A 17588-nucleotide genomic window follows, 5' to 3' on the forward strand; every position below is an offset into this window, starting at 1 on the left:
AAGCCACTTTCAGGACATCAGACGTCCCGAAAGTGGCTTTCGCGACACCCAAGGTCGGCACGTAACGAGCGAGGCGACACGCCACATTTGCCTTACCCTGGCCAGAACGCCGTGAAGGCCTCCTTCCCTACCTTGAGGGCAGGGAAGGAGGCCTTCACGGAGCGGAGCGCGTCAGTAGTTGTAGATGCGCTGCATGGTGCCGGTCGACAGCAAACCGTTGGCCCACAGCGAGTTCACCCGCGAGACTTCCTGGGCGTTCGGCTTCGCGTTGGTGCAGGACGGGCCGGGGCCGCCACCGGACATCAGTTCGGAGCACGGACCCTGGTAGTTGTCCGGCAGGCCGAGCGCGTGGCCGGTCTCGTGCGCGGCGATCCGCGTCTGGTTGTACTGCTGAGCCTGCGTGTAGTCGATGAAGATCGTGCCACTGCCGTGGCCGTCGGTCTGGGCGTACGAACCCCGGGGGTCGTTGCCTTCGGTGTAACGCAGGGTGGCCCCCGACGAGCTCTCCTGGAGCTTCACGTTGGACACCGAGCTGTTCCAGTTCGCCGCGCCCGCCTGGATGGCGGCACGGAAGCTGGGCGCTCCCGAGGCGTCGTAGTAGACCGTGGTCACCGCCGCGGCCGACTGAGCAGGCTCGACCGCGGCGGCCTGGCCCGCGGTCACCGGGACGGCGAGCAGCGCCAAGCTCACGGACGCGGAGACGAAGAACTTCCTTGCCATGGACCCACTCCTTGTGAGGACAACGGAATGGTTCGTGAATTTAGGAGCCTCGGCCGCGACTCGGCACCGACTTTCGTCGCGTCAGCCAGCTGGTGATTTACCAACACTTTCGACCTATTGACATGCGCATGTCCGCATACAACGATGTCGCGCTCAAGGTCGCAGCACGAGCTTGCCCGAGGTCGCCCGCGCCTCCAGTTCCGCGAGCGCCTTCGGCCCGTCCGCGAGGTCGTACACCGTAGGGGTTCCCGGAGCGCAGACACCGGCGGCGATCAGCTCGCGCAGTTCGTCGAGCAGCTCCCCGAAGACCGCCGGCGCTTGCTCGATCAGGACGCCGAGATGCAGGCCGATCAGGTGGATCTGGTGCCGGAAGTTCAAGTCCCGGTTGGTGATCGCGACCTCTCCCCCGGCGACGCCGTAGACCACGACGCGTCCGGTGACCCGTTTCGCGGCGGCGAGACTCGCGGCGAACGTCGCCCCGCCGACCGATTCGAGCACGAGGTCCACCGCTCCCGGCTCCACGCCGTAGCCGAGGACGCGGTCCGCGCCCAGCTCCCGCACCAAGTCGCGCTTGCCCGGCGAGGCGGTTCCGATGACGGTGGCCCCGTAGTGCTTCGCCAGCCGGACCGCGGCCTGGCCGACCCCACCGGCCGCCGCCTGCACCAGCACGGTCTCACCGGCGGCCACCCGCCCCAGCGGTTTGAGCGCGGCGAGCGCGGTGACCCAGTTCAGGACCAGCCCGATCGCCTGCTCGGCCGACCAGCCATCGGGCACCGGGACCGCGCCGGCCGCGGGCATGACCACGTACTCGGCGAAGGCCCCGCCACCGGTCCCGACGACGTGGTCGCCGATCCCCGGCACGGTCACGCCGTCCCCCACGGCCACGACCTCACCGGCCGCCTCGAATCCGGCGATGTACGGCGCTTCCGGACCGCCCTCGTACGTGCCCCGCGTCTGCATGACGTCGGCGAAGTTGACGCCGGCGGCGGCGACCTCGATCAGGATTTCGCCTGGTCCCGGAGCCGGAACGGGGGCATCGGTGATCAGGCGGAGATCTTCAGGACCGTTCGCGGAATCCTGTCGCAGAGCGCGCATCGAAGTCATGCCCGCACGCTAAAACCCTCACGTTTGTGTCAGGGTCAAGTCGCGGAGGTACGCGTCGAGGGCGTCGCGATTGCGGGTCATGAGCGCGATCCGGCGATCGAGCACCTCCCGCTGCCGCGCGACCTCGTCGATCATGTACTCGCACGGCACTTTCGGCCGGACGTCACCGGGTCCGTCGAGATACGGGAGGACTTCGCGGATCAGCCTGGTCGGCAGTCCCGCGTCGAGCATCCCTCGGATCTGGAGGACGGCCTCGACCGAGCCGTCGCAGAAGTCGCGGTAGCCGTTGCCTTCCCGGCCCGGGCTGATCAAGCCCTCTTCCTCGTAGTAGCGCAGCGCACGGACGCTGACCCCGGTCTTCCGCGCGAGTTCGCCGATCTTCACCCCGTCCACGGTAGTCATCGCGACGCGGTATAGGTCGTTATACGGTCTTCGGTCTGTACCAGACCTCGGGGCGGCCGACCTGGCCGTAGCGGGGCTCGCGCTGGGCGAGACCGTTGTCGGCGAGGTACTCGAGATAGCGGCGCGCGGTGACGCGGGAGGCGCCGATCGCGGTCGCGGCCGCCCCGGCGGAAAGGCCGTCCGCGGCCGAGGCGAGGACCTCGGTGATCGCCTCCAGGGTCTGCCCGCTCATCCCCTTCGGCAGCGCCTGCCGCTCGGTCGTGCGCAGCGTGCCGAGCGCGCGGTCGATCTCGGCCTGCCCGGAGACCTCGCCCGAAGCGCCGTGGAACTCGGCGTAGCGCTCCAACTTCTCCCGCAGGGAAGCGAAAGTGAACGGTTTCAGCAGGTACTGCACCACACCGACCGACACCGCCGCCTTGACCAGCGCCAGATCACGCGCCGAGGTCACCGCGATGACGTCGATCGGGAGGCCGGCCGCGCGCAGCGACCGGCAGACCGCGAGGCCGTGCGTGTCCGGCAGGTAGAAGTCCAGCAGCACCAGGTCGACCGGCTCGCGTTCGCAGAACCGCAACGCCTCGGCGCCGGAATGGACGACCCCGGACACGCTAAAGCCCGGCATCCGCTCGACGTACACCCGATGCGCGTCGGCTGCCACCGGTTCGTCCTCGACGACCAGCACCTTGATCATCGTGTCGGCTCCTTCGGCGACTGCGTCTTCAGCGGGAGACGCACGGTGAACACCGCGCCCTCGTCGCGGCCGACGTCGATCGTCCCACTGTGCCGCCGCACCGCCTGACCCACCAGCGCCAGGCCGAGCCCGTGCCCGTCCCCCGGTTTGGTGGACCAGCCGCGCCGGAAGACGTCCTCGACGTCGTCCACACCGGGCCCGGTGTCCGCGACCCGCAGCAGCAGTTCCTCGGCGTCGGACCGGACGGTGACCTCGACCCCGGGACGTCCGCCGTCACCGGCGTTGCCCGCCGCCGCGTCGATCCCGTTGTCGATCAGGTTTCCGAGGATGGTCACCAGGTCCCGTGGCGGGACGCCGGTGTCCGAGTCCTCCATGACGGTGTCGGGCGTGATCGTGAACTCGACGCCGCGCTCGCTCGCCTCGGCCGCCTTGCCCAGCAGCAACGCCGCGAGCACCGGTTCGGCGACCGCGCCGACCACGCGATCGGTGAGTTCCTGCGCCAGCGCGAGTTCTTCGGTCGCGAACTCGATGGCCTGCTCGGGACGGCCTATCTCGACCAGCGAAACGACGGTGTGGAGCCGGTTCGCCGCCTCGTGCGCCTGCGACCGCAGTGCCTCGGCCAGTCCGCGCACCGTGGTCAGTTCGCCGGTCAGCGCCTGGAGTTCCGTGTGGTCGCGCAGGATCACGACGGTGCCCATCGCCTCCCCGCGCGAGCGCACCGGTGCCGTGCTGACGACGAGCACCCTGGCTTCGGTGAGGTGGAGTTCGTCGGTGCGCTCCTCCCCCGACGTGAACGCTTCGACGAGGTCTTCGGGAATGTCCAATGCGGACAGTTCCCGGCCGACCGGATCGCCGTCGACGCCCAGCAGCGCGCGGGCGCCGTCGTTGCACAGCACCACGCGCCCATCGCCGCCGACGAGCAGCAGCCCTTCCCGCATGGAGTGCAGGACGGCTTCGTGGTACTCGAACAGGTTGCTCAGTTCCTCGGGCGCGATCCCCCTGGTCTGCCGCCGGAGCCGGGCGCTGACCAGATAACTGCCGATCCCACCGACCACCAGCACCGCCACCGCGACCCCGATCAACGGCCACAGGCGTTCGCGCAGTTCGGCGTCGATCGCTTCGACGGTGATGCCGACCGACACCAGCGCGACGACCTGTCCCGCGGCGCCGTGCACCGGGACCACCACCCGTTCGGAAGGTCCGAGCGAACCGGCGTAGGTCTCGACGACCTTGCCGCCGCGCTGCGCCTCGCCGATGTTGCCGATGAACAGCTGCCCGATCAGCTCCGGATTCGGGTGGGTGTAGCGGATCCCGTTCGTGTCCATGATGGTCACGAAATCCACTTCCGTGTCCGCGCGGACACTCTGCGCGAACGGCTGGAGAGTCCGGGTGGGCTCCGATGTGGACAGTGCGGCGATCACGCCGGGCGCGTCCGCCACCGCTTCGGCGACCGCGGTCACCTTGTCCCGCGCTCGGTCTTCGGTGGCCCGGACCGAATCGAGATAGGCGAAGGTCACTCCCGCGGCGACGAGCACGAAAAGCACGACGAGCTGCAGAATCAGCAGTTGACGGGCGAGACTGCCCCGCCTGGTCCGGATCCGCGTCGTCGAGGGCACCCGCTCATACCAGCACACCGGTGCCGGCGCCGCTCAGCGCGCCCGGCCGGAATTCCCCGGAAACCACCCGCGCGAACTCAATGAACACAACCGTGACCCAGCTCACCTGCCCGGGTGATAGTGACCGGCGATCCCACGGACACCCCCTGAGCTGGAGGCAAAGGTGCCTACAACGCCGGAAGCGGCGCCCCGACGCCGCGACAAGATGCATTACCTGTACCTGGCCGTGATCGCGGCGGTCCTCCTCGGCGTCATCGTCGGGTTCGCCGCGCCGGATCTGGCCAAGGAGCTCAAGCCGCTCGGCACGGGCTTCGTCAACCTGATCAAGATGATGATCTCCCCCATCATCTTCTGCACCATCGTGCTCGGCATCGGGTCGGTGGCGAAGGCCGCGAAGGTCGGCAAGGTCGGGTTGCTGTCGCTCGGCTACTTCCTGATGATGTCGACCTTCGCGCTCGCGATCGGCCTCGTCGTGGGCAACCTGCTGCACCCGGGTCAGGGCCTGCACCTCGACCCGGCCGCCGCCGCGAAGGCGCACACGCAGGCCGAGGGCGCCGAGGGCACCGTCGACTTCCTGCTCGGCATCATCCCGACCAGCTTCGGCTCCGCGTTCACCGAAGGCCAGGTGCTGCAGACGCTGCTGGTCGCGCTGCTCGCCGGCTTCGCCGTGCAGAAGCTGGGCACCAAGGGCGAGCCGATCCGCCGCGGCATCGAGCACATCCAGCGTCTGGTGTTCCGGATCCTCGCCATGATCATGTGGGCCGCGCCGGTGGGCGCGTTCGGCGCGATCGCCGCCGTGGTCGGCGAAACCGGCTGGGGCGCGCTGCGCAGCCTCGCCGTCATCATGATCGGCTTCTACCTGACCTGCCTGGTGTTCGTGTTCGGTGTGCTCGGCTCGGTCCTGTGGCTCGGCGCGCGGGTCAACATCTTCACGCTGCTCCGTTATCTCGGCCGCGAATTCCTGCTGATCCTTTCGACGTCGTCGTCCGAATCGGCCCTGCCGCGCCTGATCGCGAAGATGGAGCACCTCGGGGTCTCCAAGCCCGTCGTCGGCATCACCGTGCCCACCGGGTACTCGTTCAACCTCGACGGCACGGCCATCTACCTCACGATGGCGACGCTGTTCATCGCCAGCGCGCAGGACCAGCCGCTGGGCGTCGGCGAGCAGATCTCCTTACTGCTGTTCATGATCATCGCGTCGAAGGGCGCGGCGGGCGTGAGCGGCGCCGGCATCGCCACCCTCGCCGGCGGCCTCCAGTCGCACCGGCCGGAACTGGTCGACGGCGTCGGCTTCATCCTCGGCATCGACCGGTTCATGTCCGAGGCCCGCGCGCTGACGAACTTCGCGGGCAACGCCGTCGCGACCGTCCTGGTCGGCACGTGGACCAAGGAGTTCGACCGCGATCAGGCGAACCGGGTCTTCAGCGGTCAGGCCCCGTTCGACGAAGCCACCCTGATCGACGATCACGCCTCGGATCCCCACGAGGACCGTGACGGCGAACGGGAGAAGGCCGTGGCGAACGCGTAACGCCCGGCAAGAGTGAAACCGCGGTGCGAGGGTCCCCCGTCCTCGCACCGCGGTTTCTTCGTTTCTGGGAAACTCCGGGTATGCCGGACGCCATCGACCGCTATGTGCTCGCGCGGTACTCGAAACTGCTGCACGGCAACTTCGCCGGGATGATGAGCGACCCCGAACGCGAGACCTTCCTGACCGGCCTCGTCGAGGACGCGCGCCGGATCACCGACGAGGATCTCGAAACCCTGCTCGACGACGGCTGGCGGCCGCGGATCACGGCGGCCTGGCTGATCGGCGTCGACCGTCGCACCGCCTGGCGCGAGCGCGTCCGGGACCTGTTCCTGGAAAGCGGCATGGTCTTCGCCGGACAGGGTTACTGCTTCGCGCTCGCCCGGTTCGGCACGATCGCCGACGCCGAGATCCTGGTGTCCTATCTGGACCAGTACCTCGCGCGGCCGGACCTGCGCTACGACCAGCAGTGGGCGCTCGCGGCCCTGCACCACATCGACGCCGACCTCAGGACGGCCTACACCTCACGCTATCTGCGTCCCGGCGGCCTCTGGGAGAGCTGGTCCGCGAAGAACAGCACGGACCTGCCGTTCCACAAGATGTACTTCGACCTGCTGTGCTCACACGTCCAGCGGGCCGTGCACGCGGCCGACGTCAGGCACTGACCTTCTCGTCGTAGACGACACGGGACGCGGCGATCGACTCGCGGTGACGCTCGGCCCAGCTCAGCAACCCGCTCAGCGACGCGTACAGCTCCTTCGCCATCTCCGTGGCCTCGTACTCCACCTTCGGCGGCACTGTCGGATACACGGTACGGACGAGCAGGCCGTCGCGTTCGAGGTTCCGCAACGTCAGCGTGAGCATCCGCCTGCTGATCCCCTCGACCGACCGCTCCAGTTCGGTGAACCGCACCGGACCGCGCGTCGCCTCCAGCAGGATGCCGATCGCCCACTTGCCGCTGATCCGGTTGATCACTTCGAGAACGGTGCACACCTCGAGTTTCTCCGGGTCCACCACGCGGGCCTGCGCGGTCACATCGCTGTTCCCCTGGGACATGAAAGTGCCTCCTTCCGGCACGGAACAGAGTCACACAAGATGGGCGCTGTTACAAGTGATGCACCAAGGCATCACCTGGGGAAAGGTCTCTCCATGTCTCATCGTGCCCTGGCTCTGGCCGTGCTCTGCGCCGTCTCGCTGATGGTCGTCCTCGACGGCTCGATCGTCGCCGTCGCGCTGCCGTCGATCCAGAACGACCTCGGCTTCACTGCGTCGAGCCTGGCCTGGGTCGTCAACGCCTATTTGATCGCGTTCGGCGGGCTGCTCCTCGTGTCCGGCAGACTGGGCGACCTGATCGGCCGGAAACGGGTCTTCATGACCGGACTCGGCGTGTTCACCCTCGCTTCGCTGCTCTGCGGAGTCGCCCGGGACCAGACGCAGCTCGTCGTGTTCCGTTTCCTGCAGGGCGCGGGCGGCGCGCTCGCTTCGGCCGTCGTGCTCGGCATGATCACCACGCTCTATCCGGAACCCCGGGCGCGGGCGAAGGCGATCGGCGTCTACAGCTTCACGCAGGCCGCGGGCTCGTCGATCGGGCTCATCGCGGGCGGCACCCTCACGCAACTGCTCGACTGGCACTGGACGTTCTTCGTCAACCTGCCGATCGGCGTGGTCGCGCTGGCGCTGGCCGTCCGGCTGCTCGAAGCCGATCGCGGAACGGGACTGCGCCGGGGCGAACCGTTGGTGCCGTTGAGGATCTTCTGCGTCCGGACGGTGCTCGGGGCGAACACGGTGATGATCCTGATGGTCGCCGGGCTGTTCGGCTTCCAGTTCATCACCGCGCTCTACCTGCAGCGGGTGCTCCGGCTCGACGTGCTGGGCACCGGATTCGCCTTCCTGCCGGCGCCGGTCTCGATCGCGGTGATGTCGCTGGTCTTCGCCGAGCGGCTGAACCACCGCTTCGGGGCACGAAAGGTGCTCGTCACCGGGCTGTCGCTGGTCGCGCTGGCGCTCGGTCTGCTCGCCACGGTCGAGGCCGACGGGAACTACGCGACCGACGTCCTGCCCGCGCTCGTCCTGATGGGCGCCGGATTCGGCGCCGCGATGCCCGCCCTGATGGGACAGGCGATGTCCGGCGTCTCCCCTGCCGACGCCGGAGTCGCTTCGGGACTGATCAACACCACGCAGCAGATCGGTGCGGCGATCGGTACCGCCGTGCTCGCGACGGCGGCCGCGTCCCGTACCGGTTCGCTCCTGGCCGATGGAACCGCGATGCCCGAAGCACTCACCGGCGGCTACCGGATCGCGTACGCGTTGAGCACCGGGCTGCTCGCTCTCGCTGTCTTCGCCGCGGCTGTCGCCCTGCGCGAGAGGAAAGCTCAGGAGGTGATCGTCGCGTAGGCCCACTCGGAGACTTCGCCGTCGAGGCGCACCTCGACGGCGCCTCCGGGTTTCCAGACCCCGCTGCCGCCGAACGCGGCCATTCCGCCGGTCTTGCCGGAGTACTGCGAGAGCACGACCCACATCCCGTGCCCGGCGGCGACCCCGACCTGGTCGAGCAACCGTCGTTCCTGCCCCTCACCGAACAGCGCGCTGAGGACGTAGACCTCGGCGCCCGCCTCGGCCAGTTCCCTGGCGTGGCCCGGGTTCGCGGCGTCGAGGCAGATCGCGAGGCCGAGCCGCCTGCCGCCGACCTCGACGATCACCTGCCGGGCGCCCGGTTCGAACAGCTCTTCTTCGCTGTCGTGGAGATTGCGTTTCGCATAGGTGGCAACGGTTTCGCCGCCGGGACCGAGTACGAGCGTGCCGATATGCCGCCGGCCGTCCTCCAGCAGCGGAAGCCCGATGACGGCGTGCGCACCACAGGCCCGGCAAGCCTCCCGGAGCGGTTCCAGGCGCGGGTCGTCCGCAGTCAGCCAGAGGCCCGGATCGGCGGCGAGCGCCTCGAACTCCAAGCCGGTCAGGGAAAGCTCCGGAAAGACGCAGAGGTCGGCGTCCGCGCTCCGCAGCAGCCTCGCGTGTTCCGTGATGTTCGCGGCGAGGTCCGCGGGAACGGTGAACGGCTGCATGACAGCGACACGCATGAACAGGAGCCTAGCCCGCCGAAGCCCCCAGATACCCCCGTAATCCGTGTTGCCCCCGTCGCATCATGAGCGCGTGATTGATCCGGAAGACCGGCCTCGCGATGCGATCGAGCTTGCGCAGCAACGACTTCCGGGCTTCGACCTCCTGGGTGATCTCCAGCAGGGTGCCGCCGTCCACCGGGGTCAGCGCGCCCGCCAGCATCCCTTCGAGGTCGCCGCTGAGCAGGACCCGCACCCGGCCCTCGCGTTCGTCCTGCCGGTCGCGATGCATCCGCACGGTCAGCGCGTACGGCAACCTGGACCGGCAGACGAGTTCGGCGGTGTCCTCGTCGACCTGACTGACGGAACGGACGTCGCGCCACCACAGCGGATACGCGGCGAGGTCGACGACGGCGTCGAAGACCGCCTGGGGTGAGGCGGGAAGCACCCACGTGTCGCGGAAGCGGTACCAACCGCCTCCGCGACCCGTGAGCGAGCCCGTCATACTTGCGCCGACACCAGGTTCCGGCCGTCCATGGTCACGACGTCGACCGAGGCCACGTCGTCGGGGGCGACCAGCGCCGAACCGTCGATCCCGGTGCCCTCGCGTTCGCCCTTCGCGGAAACCAGCCAGCTTCCCGCGTTGACCCGCTCGCCGCCCTTGGTCACCACGACGAGCTGACACTTCTCGCCCGCGCGGACGCCTTCCGCCTTCGCGTGAAGCCGGACCCAGCCCATCGCCGGGATCACCCGGACCGCCAGCTGTGCCCCCGTCTCCCGGTCGGTCGCCGCGAGATCGCGGGTGCCGGGGACCGGGGCAGTCGCCGTCGGCACCGGCAAGGCCACCGTCGACGGTTCGGGCGACGTCTGCCGTCCGACCAGCACACCCGCGCCCAGCGCCACGACGACCAGCACGGCAGCACCGGCCAGTGCCAGGGCTCGCCGCGGCTTGCGCACCTGGGTGCCTTCGTCTTCGCGAACCTGGCGCAGCGTGCGCTGCAGGAGCAGGTCGCCTCCGTCGGGAGGTCCTTCGAGGAACGCCTCCGGCGGAACCTCGTCGAGGTGATAGTGCAGTTCCGAGAGCTCGCGCACCTCACGACGGCACGCGGGGCAGCTCGCCAGATGCGTCTCGAACGTGGCCGCTTCCGCCGGGGTGAGCCCGCCGAGGACGTAGGCGGCGAGCTGGCCCTGGTCGTGTCCCACCGCGCTCATCGCGCCACCTCCTTCCCGGTTCCCGACATCACGGCTCTGAGCGCCCGTAACGCGTAATAAGATCTCGACTTAACGGTACCCGGGGCCACGCCCAGGGACTGCGCCGCTTCGGCCACCGTCCGGCCCCGGTAGTAGATCTCCACCAGGACGTCACGATGTTCCGGGGAGAGACCGTCCATCGCGCCGAGCACGGCCATGGAGTCCACCACGCTCTGCGCGTGATCCCGTTCCACCGCCGGGGTCGGCGCGCCCTCTTCGGGCTCCGGCACCTCCGGCGGCCGCGCCGCCCTGGCCCGCGCGCGGTCGGTGATGATGTTCCGGGCGACCGTGAGCAGCCAGCCCCGCACCGATCCCTTCGCGTCGTTCTCCAGGTTTTCGGCGTGTTTCCACGCCCGGACCAAGGTTTCCTGCACGACGTCCTCCGCGGCCGCGCGGTCCCCGGTCAGCCTTGTCGCGTACGCCAGCAGGCTTCGCCCGTGTTCGGCGTACAAGTGCCGGACCAAGTCCTCGCCTTTGGCCTTTTTGGGCCGCCAGCCTCCGATCGCCACTCGCGTCCTCCCGACGGTCTTCTGGGTCGGCGAGGACAGTACTGCAACCCGCAGGGGCAGAGTGGATCGTTCGGCGCCCGCCGCGATCGAACTGTGCATCGGCACCGGCCTCTCCTCGGTTCTCCATGGCCGCCTCCTCTTGCCTCCCACACGGACGGCACGGGGAAGCGGTTCAACCGGGTCTTGTCGATCACCGGACGCGCTCGTATGCTGACGCCTCCGGACTCCGCCGCCGCCTGATTCCCGGGAGGGACGAGGCGTGCCAAGGAAACTCGCGGCCGTTCTGCTGGCGGTCGCTTTCGTGTCGGGATGCGGCGAGGAGCCCGGTTTCACCGCGACGCTGACGGATCCGGTGAACGTCGACCTGAGCTGGCCCGACGACGACCCGAACGTCGCGGGCAGGATCGTCGAATACACCACCGATCCGCACGGCGAGTACACGATCCTGCACTTCGTGCCGCCGCGGCAGACGACCTACCGCCATCCCGATCTCATGCCGGAAACGCGGTTCTACTACCGGATCCGGCCCTTTTACGGCGTCGCGTCGAACCCTGTCACGACTTCCGGAGCCGCCACCCCGGCCGCGTCCGGACCTGCCGTCTCCTTGCGGACGGGCGATCGTTCGGCCGCTCCGGCGGCGTTCCGGGCCGAGCCCGCGCCGGAGTCGATGGTGCGGTTCAGCTGGGCGGACCGCTCCAGCGACGAGGACGGTTTCCTTGTGGAGATCAAGAAACCCGGCGCGGACGGGTTCGTGCCGATCGAGGTCGCGGATCCGGGGACGACGTCGGCCGGGCTGGCCTCGATGCCGGGCGAGGACGGTGCCTCTTACCGGCTGCGGGCCTTCTACTACGGGCCCGCTTCGCCGGTGTTGGACCGGACCACGGGCGCCGGTCCGTGAAGGCCTCCTTGAGGGACTCTGGGTCCCTCAAGGAGGCCTTCACGGACTTGGCACCCTTGACCGAGACTCACACGAGAACGGTCTTCAGGAACTCACCGGTGTAGCTCTCCTCCACCGAAGCGACGTACTCCGGCGTGCCTTCCGCGATCACGGTGCCGCCACCGGAACCGCCCTCGGGACCCATGTCGATGATCCAGTCCGAGGTCTTGATGACGTCGAGGTTGTGCTCGATGACGATCACCGTGTTGCCCTTGTCCACCAGGCCGTTGATCACGCCGATCAGCTTGCTGATGTCCTCGAAGTGCAGACCGGTGGTCGGCTCGTCGAGGATGTAGACCGTCTTGCCGGTGGACCGCTTCTGCAGTTCGCTGGCGAGCTTGACGCGCTGCGCCTCACCGCCCGACAGAGTCGGCGCGGGCTGACCGAGCCGGACGTAGCCGAGGCCGACGTCGACCAGGGTGGCCAGATGCCGGTGGATCGCCTTGATCGGCTCGAAGAACTCGGCAGCCTCCTCGATCGGCATGTTCAGCACGTCGGAGACGGTCTTGCCCTTGTAGTGCACTTCGAGGGTCTCGCGGTTGTACCGGTCGCCCTTGCAGACCTCGCACGGGACGTAGACGTCCGGCAGGAAGTTCATCTCGATCTTGATCGTGCCGTCACCGGCGCAGGCTTCGCACCGGCCGCCCTTGACGTTGAAGGAGAACCGGCCCTGCTGGTAGCCGCGCACCTTCGCCTCGGTGGTCGCGGCGAACAGCTTGCGCACGTGGTCCCAGACGCCGGTGTACGTCGCCGGGTTGGACCGCGGGGTGCGGCCGATCGGCGACTGGTCGACGCGGACCAGCTTGTCGACGCCTGCCAGCCCGTTCACGCGGGTGTGACGGCCCGGGACCTGGCGAGCGCCGTTGAGCTTGTTCGCCAGCACGGTCGCGAGGATGTCGTTGACCAGCGTGGACTTCCCGGAACCCGACACACCGGTGACCGACACCAGGCAGCCGAGCGGGAACGACACGTCGAGACCGCGCAGGTTGTGCTCGCGCGCGCCGACGACGGTCAGCTGACGCTTCTTGTCGATCGGGCGCCGGATCGCCGGGACCTCGATCTTGCTGCGGCCCGACAGGTACGCGCCGGTGATCGAATCCTTGTTCCGCAGGATCTTCTTGTACGGTCCACTGTGGACGATGTGGCCACCGTGCTCACCGGCGCCGGGGCCGATGTCGACCACCCAGTCGCTGGAGCGGATGGTGTCCTCGTCGTGCTCGACGACGATCAGCGTGTTGCCGAGGTCGCGCAGCCGGACCAGCGTCTCGATCAGCCGGTGGTTGTCCCGCTGGTGCAGGCCGATCGACGGCTCGTCCAGCACGTACAGCACGCCGACCAGACCGGAACCGATCTGCGTGGCGAGCCGGATGCGCTGCGCCTCGCCGCCGGACAGCGTCCCGGAGGCGCGGTCGAGCGAGAGGTAGTTCAGGCCGACGTCGAGGAGGAAGCGCAGGCGCGCCTGGATCTCCTTGAGCACCGCGCCCGCGATGACCTGCTCGCGCTTGCCGAGCTCCAGCTCGTCGAGGAACTGCGACGCCTCCGCGATCGAGAGGGCGCAGACCTCGGCGATCGACCGGTCGCCCTGCGTCTTGTGCTCCAGGGTGACCGCGAGGATCTCCGGCTTGAGCCGCGTGCCCTGACAGGCCGGGCACGGCACCTCGCGCATGTAGCCCTCGTACCGCTCGCGCATGTACTCGGACTCGGTCTGCTCCTGGCGCCGCTCGAGGAACGGGATGACGCCCTCGAAGCTCGCGTAGTACGACCGCTGGCGGCCGTAGCGGTTCTTGTAGCGGACGTGGACCTGCTCGTCGACACCGTGCAGGACGGCCTTCTGGACCTTCGCCGGCAGCTTGCGCCACGGGGTGTCCATCCGGAAGCCGATGGTCTCCGAGAGCGATTCGAGGAGCCGGATGAAGTAGTCCGCGCTCTGGCCGCCCGCCCACGGCGCGATGGCGCCCTCGCCGAGGGACATCTCGTCGTCCGGGACCACGAGCTCCGGGTCGACCTCCTTGCGGACGCCGATACCGGTGCACTGGGGGCAGGCACCGTAAGGCGCGTTGAAGGAGAACGAGCGCGGCTCGAGGTCCTCGATCGCCAGCGGGTGGCCGTTGGGGCAGGCGAGGTTCTCGGAGAAGCCGCGCACGCGGTGCGGGTCGTTCTCCGGCAGGTCGACGAACTCCAGCTCGATCAGGCCGTCGGCCAGCCGCAAGGCCGTCTCGACCGAGTCGGTGAGCCGCTGCCGCGAGCTCGTCTTCACCGAAAGCCTGTCGATGATGACGGCGATCTGGTGCTTTTCCTGCTTCTTCAGCTTCGGCGGGTCGGTGAGCGGGTGGATCGTCCCGTCGACCACGACACGCGCGTAACCCTGCTGCTGCAGGTTCTCGAAGAGGTCGAGGTACTCCCCCTTGCGCCCGCGCACGACCGGCGCGAGCACCTGGAAGCGGGTGCCCTCCTCCATGGCGAGCACCTGGTCGACGATCTGCTGCGGGGTCTGCTTGCTGATCGCCTCGCCGCACTGCGGGCAGTGCGGCTTGCCGGCGCGGGCGTAGAGCAGGCGCAGATAGTCGTAGACCTCGGTGATGGTGCCCACGGTCGAACGCGGGTTGCGCGAGGTGGACTTCTGGTCGATCGACACCGCGGGCGACAGGCCCTCGATGAAGTCGACGTCCGGCTTGTCCATCTGGCCGAGGAACTGGCGCGCGTACGCCGACAGCGACTCGACGTAGCGGCGCTGCCCTTCGGCGAAGATGGTGTCGAAGGCGAGGCTCGACTTTCCGGACCCGGACAGACCGGTGAACACGATCAGGCTGTCGCGGGGCAGGTCGAGATCCACGCCGCGGAGGTTGTGCTCGCGGGCGCCGCGAACAACGAGGCGATCAGCCACGCCAGGGTCCCTTCAGGTTTCATTCTCAGCTGCGGTCGCCGGCCCGGTCGATAGCTGCACGGGCGGCCGTCTCCATGCTACGAGGGACCACCGACAGAAACTGGTTCCGAGTCTTTGACCTGCGGTTTTCCAGGCTTCTCGCGTCGATCCCGGCGAGCGGTCAGCCATCGGTGGACCGGCCGCTCCACGCCCGCGGTGATCGCCCAGCCCCCGAGTACGGCGGCGGCCAGCACGAGTGGGAGGCGCAGCCAGCCGGGGACGCCGACGTTCAGCAGGGCACGGGCCAGGATGTATCCGAGTTCCTGGTGCACCAGATAAAGACCATACGAGATGCCCGCGAGCCAGGTGACAGCCGGGGCGATCCGGGACAGGCCGGGGAACCGCCAGTCCGGCCCGCGCGCGGCCAGGCACACCAGCAGCAGCATGATCGCGAACCCGATGAGCGAAGGCCAGCGCTCGGGATCGTTGGGCATGGCCCGGTGGAGCGGGAAGACCTGCAGGTCCTGCGCGGCGCAGGCGGCGAGAACGAAAAGCGCGAGGTGCCAGTGCGCCAGCCGTCGTTTCGCCCACAGCCAGATCGCGATCCCGATGGCGAACACGTGCACGCGATGCAGGCCGAGGCCGTAGTAGAAGGTCTCGACGAGCTTCGGCGTCGAAACCGGGTCGAACACGACGAACCGGAGGAACAGCGGGACCAGGATCAGTGCCCAGAGCAGCCCGACGGTCAGCCGGTGGGTGCGCCAGCGGCGTGGCCAGAGAAGGGCGGCGGCGGTGAACGCGACGAGCTGCACCGGCAGCGTCCAATAGGCGCCGTCGAGGTAGTAGAAGAGCTCGTACCGCCAGCCCCATTCCTGGACCATGCCCAGGTTGGCGAGCAGATCCGCGCCGGTGGGGATGTACCAGGGCGACGGGTCGGACGGCGGCCCCTGGGGGATCCCGAACAGGAATCCGGACAGTCCGGGCGGGAACGGCAGTCCGCTGAACCGGATCGTCGCGTACCGGGCGACGACGTAGGTGACGGTGACCGCCACCAGGTACGCGGGCACCAGCCGCGCGACCCGGTTCCACAACCACCGCCCAGGTTCACCCTTTCGAAGGCTCGCGCACACGAAGAAGGCGGAGATCACCAAGAGGATGGCCGCACCGAATTGGGCGGTGACCCGGAAGGGGTACCCCACCAGTTCCGGGTGAAGGAGGGCACCCTGATGGGTGATGTGCCCCAGCATGACCGCGAAGACGGCGACGACGCGAAGGACGTCCCAGCTGATCTTGCGCGGGGCACGAGGCGAGGCGTCGGGCACGGGTGTCCTGGTGGTTCGTCTGGCAGGGCGACGCGAGCCTACGGCCTGACCCTGTGCGGCGCCTGTGCGGGTGGAACCGTTTGCAGGCTAACGACTACCGTGTGCGCTGTGAACATCGTCGAGACCTACACCGGGCACGTCGACCCCGGCGGCGACGCCACCCGTCGCACCCTGGACGCGCTCACCATCACGAAGCTGTCGGTCGGCCCGATGGACAACAACGCGTATCTGCTCGTCTGCCGCGCCGAGAACGAGGCGCTGCTGATCGACGCCGCGAACGATCCGGAACGGATCTCCGACCTCATCGGCCACGGCCCCGACCGTCCCGCGCTCAGGACCGTCGTGACCACCCATCAGCACCAGGACCACTGGCAGGCCCTCGGCGCCGTCGCCGGCGCGAACGGCTCGAACACCGCCGCCCACCCGCTGGACTCCGAGCCGCTGCCGATCCCGCCGGACTTCCTCGTCGAGCACGGCGACACCCTCAAGGTCGGGCAGATCGTCCTCGAGGTGATCCACCTGCGCGGCCACACCCCCGGCTCGATCGCGCTGCTGTACCGCGACCCGGCCGGGCACCCGCACCTGTTCACCGGCGACTCGCTGTTCCCGGGTGGCGTGGGCAAGACCGGTTCGCCTTCGGACTTCACGTCGCTGCTGGACGACGTCTCTTCCCGCATCTTCGACGAACTGCCGGACGAGACTTGGTTCTACCCCGGCCATGGCGATGACTCGACGCTGGGCGCCGAGCGGCCGAAGCTCGCGGAGTGGCGCGAACGCGGCTGGTGAGCTGACCAAGCGAGCGAGCGGGGCCACCTACACAGTTGGGTGACCCCGTTCCGTTTGCGCCGAAACGGCGATAGCGGCTTCATACACCGACGACCTCGACCATGCCGCCCAATCCTTTGAAGTCATCCGCGTTCCGGGTGTACAGCGGCAAAGCTCGCGAAGACGCGATAGCGGCGATCATCAAATCCATTCGCCGGGGCTTCGGATCGCGGTTCGCCGCGAGAACAAGAGCGACCAACGTTCCGTACCGGGCAGCGGCATCGCCGTCGAACGGCAGCGGGGTGAAGTCGACGATCGCGGCACCGAGCTTCTCGGTGCGCGCCGCGCGGACCGCGCCGTCCTTCGCCATCGCCACCCCTTGATGGAGCTCAGCCATGGTGACAGCGGTGAGTTCCGGAATCTTGGGCAGCACCGCGGGGTCGAGCAGACCGAGGTCGATGTAGGTGCAAGTGTCGAGCACACCTGCCTCGTGACGCTCAGCCACGTCCCCGCTCCCCCATGCCGTCGGAGTCCACACGGTCCTCGGCGCCGAAGAACTCATCGGCTTCCTGCCGCATCTGGGCTGCCTCGACCGCGGGCAATCCCCGATGCCGTTGGACCAGTTCCTCGGCGGTGAGACGGCGCCTACGCGGTATCGGCCGCAGCTCGGCCACTTCTACACCGTTGCGGGTGACGTGGTAGATCTCGCCGGCCTCGACAGCGTCCATGACGGCAGCAGAGTTGTTGCGAAACTCTCGCTGAGTGATCACCTTCACGGGATCAGTGTAGCCACATGTAGCTCGCCGAGCTACACCGGGAACTCGCAAGTC

19 protein-coding genes are annotated in these 17588 nt (G+C 68.6%); 5 read left to right on the forward strand and 14 right to left on the reverse strand.

Annotated features, from left to right (window positions below; genetic code table 11):
• Positions 1-171 precede the first annotated feature (171 nt).
• From AB0N89_RS10030 to AB0N89_RS10050, 5 genes are all read right to left on the reverse strand, one after another.
• Positions 172-720, reverse strand: a complete 549-nt coding sequence (locus tag AB0N89_RS10030) for a snapalysin family zinc-dependent metalloprotease (protein ID WP_364202520.1) — start codon at positions 718-720, stop codon at positions 172-174.
• A 153-nt stretch (positions 721-873) separates the two neighbouring features.
• On the reverse strand, positions 874-1824 hold the full coding sequence (locus AB0N89_RS10035; RefSeq protein ID WP_364202523.1) for a zinc-binding dehydrogenase: 951 nt from the start codon (positions 1822-1824) through the stop codon (positions 874-876).
• Positions 1825-1842: 18 nt separating this feature from the next.
• Entirely contained in the window at positions 1843-2226 is a 384-nt protein-coding gene (locus AB0N89_RS10040) for a MerR family transcriptional regulator (protein ID WP_364202526.1), read from the reverse strand.
• Between the two features lie 19 nt (positions 2227-2245).
• Positions 2246-2914: a response regulator gene (locus tag AB0N89_RS10045; protein ID WP_364202529.1), complete on the reverse strand. Its 669-nt coding sequence runs from the start codon at positions 2912-2914 to the stop codon at positions 2246-2248.
• Positions 2911-4530, reverse strand: coding sequence for a sensor histidine kinase (locus AB0N89_RS10050; RefSeq protein ID WP_364202532.1), 1620 nt, complete (start codon positions 4528-4530; stop codon positions 2911-2913). The genes AB0N89_RS10045 and AB0N89_RS10050 overlap by 4 nt, the downstream gene beginning before the upstream one ends.
• A gap of 205 nt (positions 4531-4735) precedes the next feature.
• On the opposite strand from AB0N89_RS10050, the gene AB0N89_RS10055 reads away from it, so the two are divergent.
• Positions 4736-6058 (forward strand): cation:dicarboxylase symporter family transporter, encoded by a 1323-nt coding sequence (locus AB0N89_RS10055; protein WP_364202819.1) that lies wholly within the window; start codon positions 4736-4738, stop codon positions 6056-6058.
• 80 nt (positions 6059-6138) lie between these two features.
• A complete protein-coding gene (locus tag AB0N89_RS10060; protein ID WP_364202535.1) occupies positions 6139-6720 on the forward strand; it encodes a DUF6000 family protein in 582 nt (193 codons plus the stop codon).
• Here the strand turns inward: AB0N89_RS10060 and AB0N89_RS10065 are convergent.
• Positions 6710-7111 carry a helix-turn-helix domain-containing protein gene (locus AB0N89_RS10065; RefSeq protein ID WP_364202538.1) on the reverse strand — a complete coding sequence of 134 codons (402 nt, stop codon included), beginning with the start codon at positions 7109-7111 and terminating at the stop codon, positions 6710-6712. The genes AB0N89_RS10060 and AB0N89_RS10065 overlap by 11 nt on opposite strands.
• 93 nt (positions 7112-7204) lie before the next feature.
• On the opposite strand from AB0N89_RS10065, the gene AB0N89_RS10070 reads away from it, so the two are divergent.
• Positions 7205-8449, forward strand: a complete 1245-nt coding sequence (locus AB0N89_RS10070; RefSeq protein ID WP_364202541.1) for an MFS transporter — start codon at positions 7205-7207, stop codon at positions 8447-8449.
• On the opposite strand, the gene AB0N89_RS10075 is transcribed toward AB0N89_RS10070, so the two are convergent.
• The 4 genes from AB0N89_RS10075 to AB0N89_RS10090 are packed head-to-tail and all read right to left on the reverse strand — an operon-like array spanning position 8428 to position 10871.
• Positions 8428-9132, reverse strand: coding sequence for a carbon-nitrogen hydrolase family protein (locus AB0N89_RS10075; protein WP_364202544.1), 705 nt, complete (start codon positions 9130-9132; stop codon positions 8428-8430). The two genes, AB0N89_RS10070 and AB0N89_RS10075, sit on opposite strands and share 22 nt — an antisense overlap.
• Before the next feature lie 10 nt (positions 9133-9142).
• Complete coding sequence (locus tag AB0N89_RS10080; RefSeq protein ID WP_364202547.1) at positions 9143-9616, reverse strand: SRPBCC family protein; 474 nt, start codon at positions 9614-9616, stop codon at positions 9143-9145.
• Positions 9613-10323: a zf-HC2 domain-containing protein gene (locus tag AB0N89_RS10085; RefSeq protein ID WP_364202550.1), complete on the reverse strand. Its 711-nt coding sequence runs from the start codon at positions 10321-10323 to the stop codon at positions 9613-9615. The genes AB0N89_RS10080 and AB0N89_RS10085 overlap by 4 nt, the downstream gene beginning before the upstream one ends.
• A complete protein-coding gene (locus AB0N89_RS10090) occupies positions 10320-10871 on the reverse strand; it encodes a sigma-70 family RNA polymerase sigma factor (protein ID WP_364202822.1) in 552 nt (183 codons plus the stop codon). The genes AB0N89_RS10085 and AB0N89_RS10090 overlap by 4 nt, the downstream gene beginning before the upstream one ends.
• Positions 10872-11130: 259 nt before the next feature.
• On the opposite strand from AB0N89_RS10090, the gene AB0N89_RS10095 reads away from it, so the two are divergent.
• Complete coding sequence (locus tag AB0N89_RS10095) at positions 11131-11769, forward strand: fibronectin type III domain-containing protein (protein ID WP_364202552.1); 639 nt, start codon at positions 11131-11133, stop codon at positions 11767-11769.
• Positions 11770-11836: 67 nt separating this feature from the next.
• Here the strand turns inward: AB0N89_RS10095 and uvrA are convergent, their stop codons facing one another.
• The gene (gene uvrA / locus AB0N89_RS10100; protein WP_364202555.1) at positions 11837-14692 is read right to left on the reverse strand and encodes an excinuclease ABC subunit UvrA; all 2856 of its coding nucleotides are present in this window, start codon (positions 14690-14692) and stop codon (positions 11837-11839) included.
• A gap of 77 nt (positions 14693-14769) precedes the next feature.
• Positions 14770-15993: an acyltransferase gene (locus tag AB0N89_RS10105; protein WP_364202558.1), complete on the reverse strand. Its 1224-nt coding sequence runs from the start codon at positions 15991-15993 to the stop codon at positions 14770-14772.
• Between the two features lie 108 nt (positions 15994-16101).
• On the opposite strand from AB0N89_RS10105, the gene AB0N89_RS10110 reads away from it, so the two are divergent.
• Positions 16102-16779: an MBL fold metallo-hydrolase gene (locus tag AB0N89_RS10110; protein WP_364202561.1), complete on the forward strand. Its 678-nt coding sequence runs from the start codon at positions 16102-16104 to the stop codon at positions 16777-16779.
• 79 nt (positions 16780-16858) lie between these two features.
• Here the strand turns inward: AB0N89_RS10110 and AB0N89_RS10115 are convergent, their stop codons facing one another.
• Together AB0N89_RS10115 and AB0N89_RS10120 are read right to left on the reverse strand one after the other, a co-directional pair.
• Positions 16859-17263, reverse strand: coding sequence for a type II toxin-antitoxin system VapC family toxin (locus AB0N89_RS10115; RefSeq protein WP_364202563.1), 405 nt, complete (start codon positions 17261-17263; stop codon positions 16859-16861).
• Positions 17256-17534, reverse strand: coding sequence for a type II toxin-antitoxin system prevent-host-death family antitoxin (locus AB0N89_RS10120; RefSeq protein WP_364202565.1), 279 nt, complete (start codon positions 17532-17534; stop codon positions 17256-17258). Before AB0N89_RS10120 ends, AB0N89_RS10115 begins: the two co-directional genes overlap by 8 nt.
• Positions 17535-17588 lie beyond the last annotated feature (54 nt).

Source organism: Amycolatopsis sp. NPDC089917 (assembly GCF_040684635.1).
Classification (GTDB): domain Bacteria; phylum Actinomycetota; class Actinomycetes; order Mycobacteriales; family Pseudonocardiaceae; genus Amycolatopsis.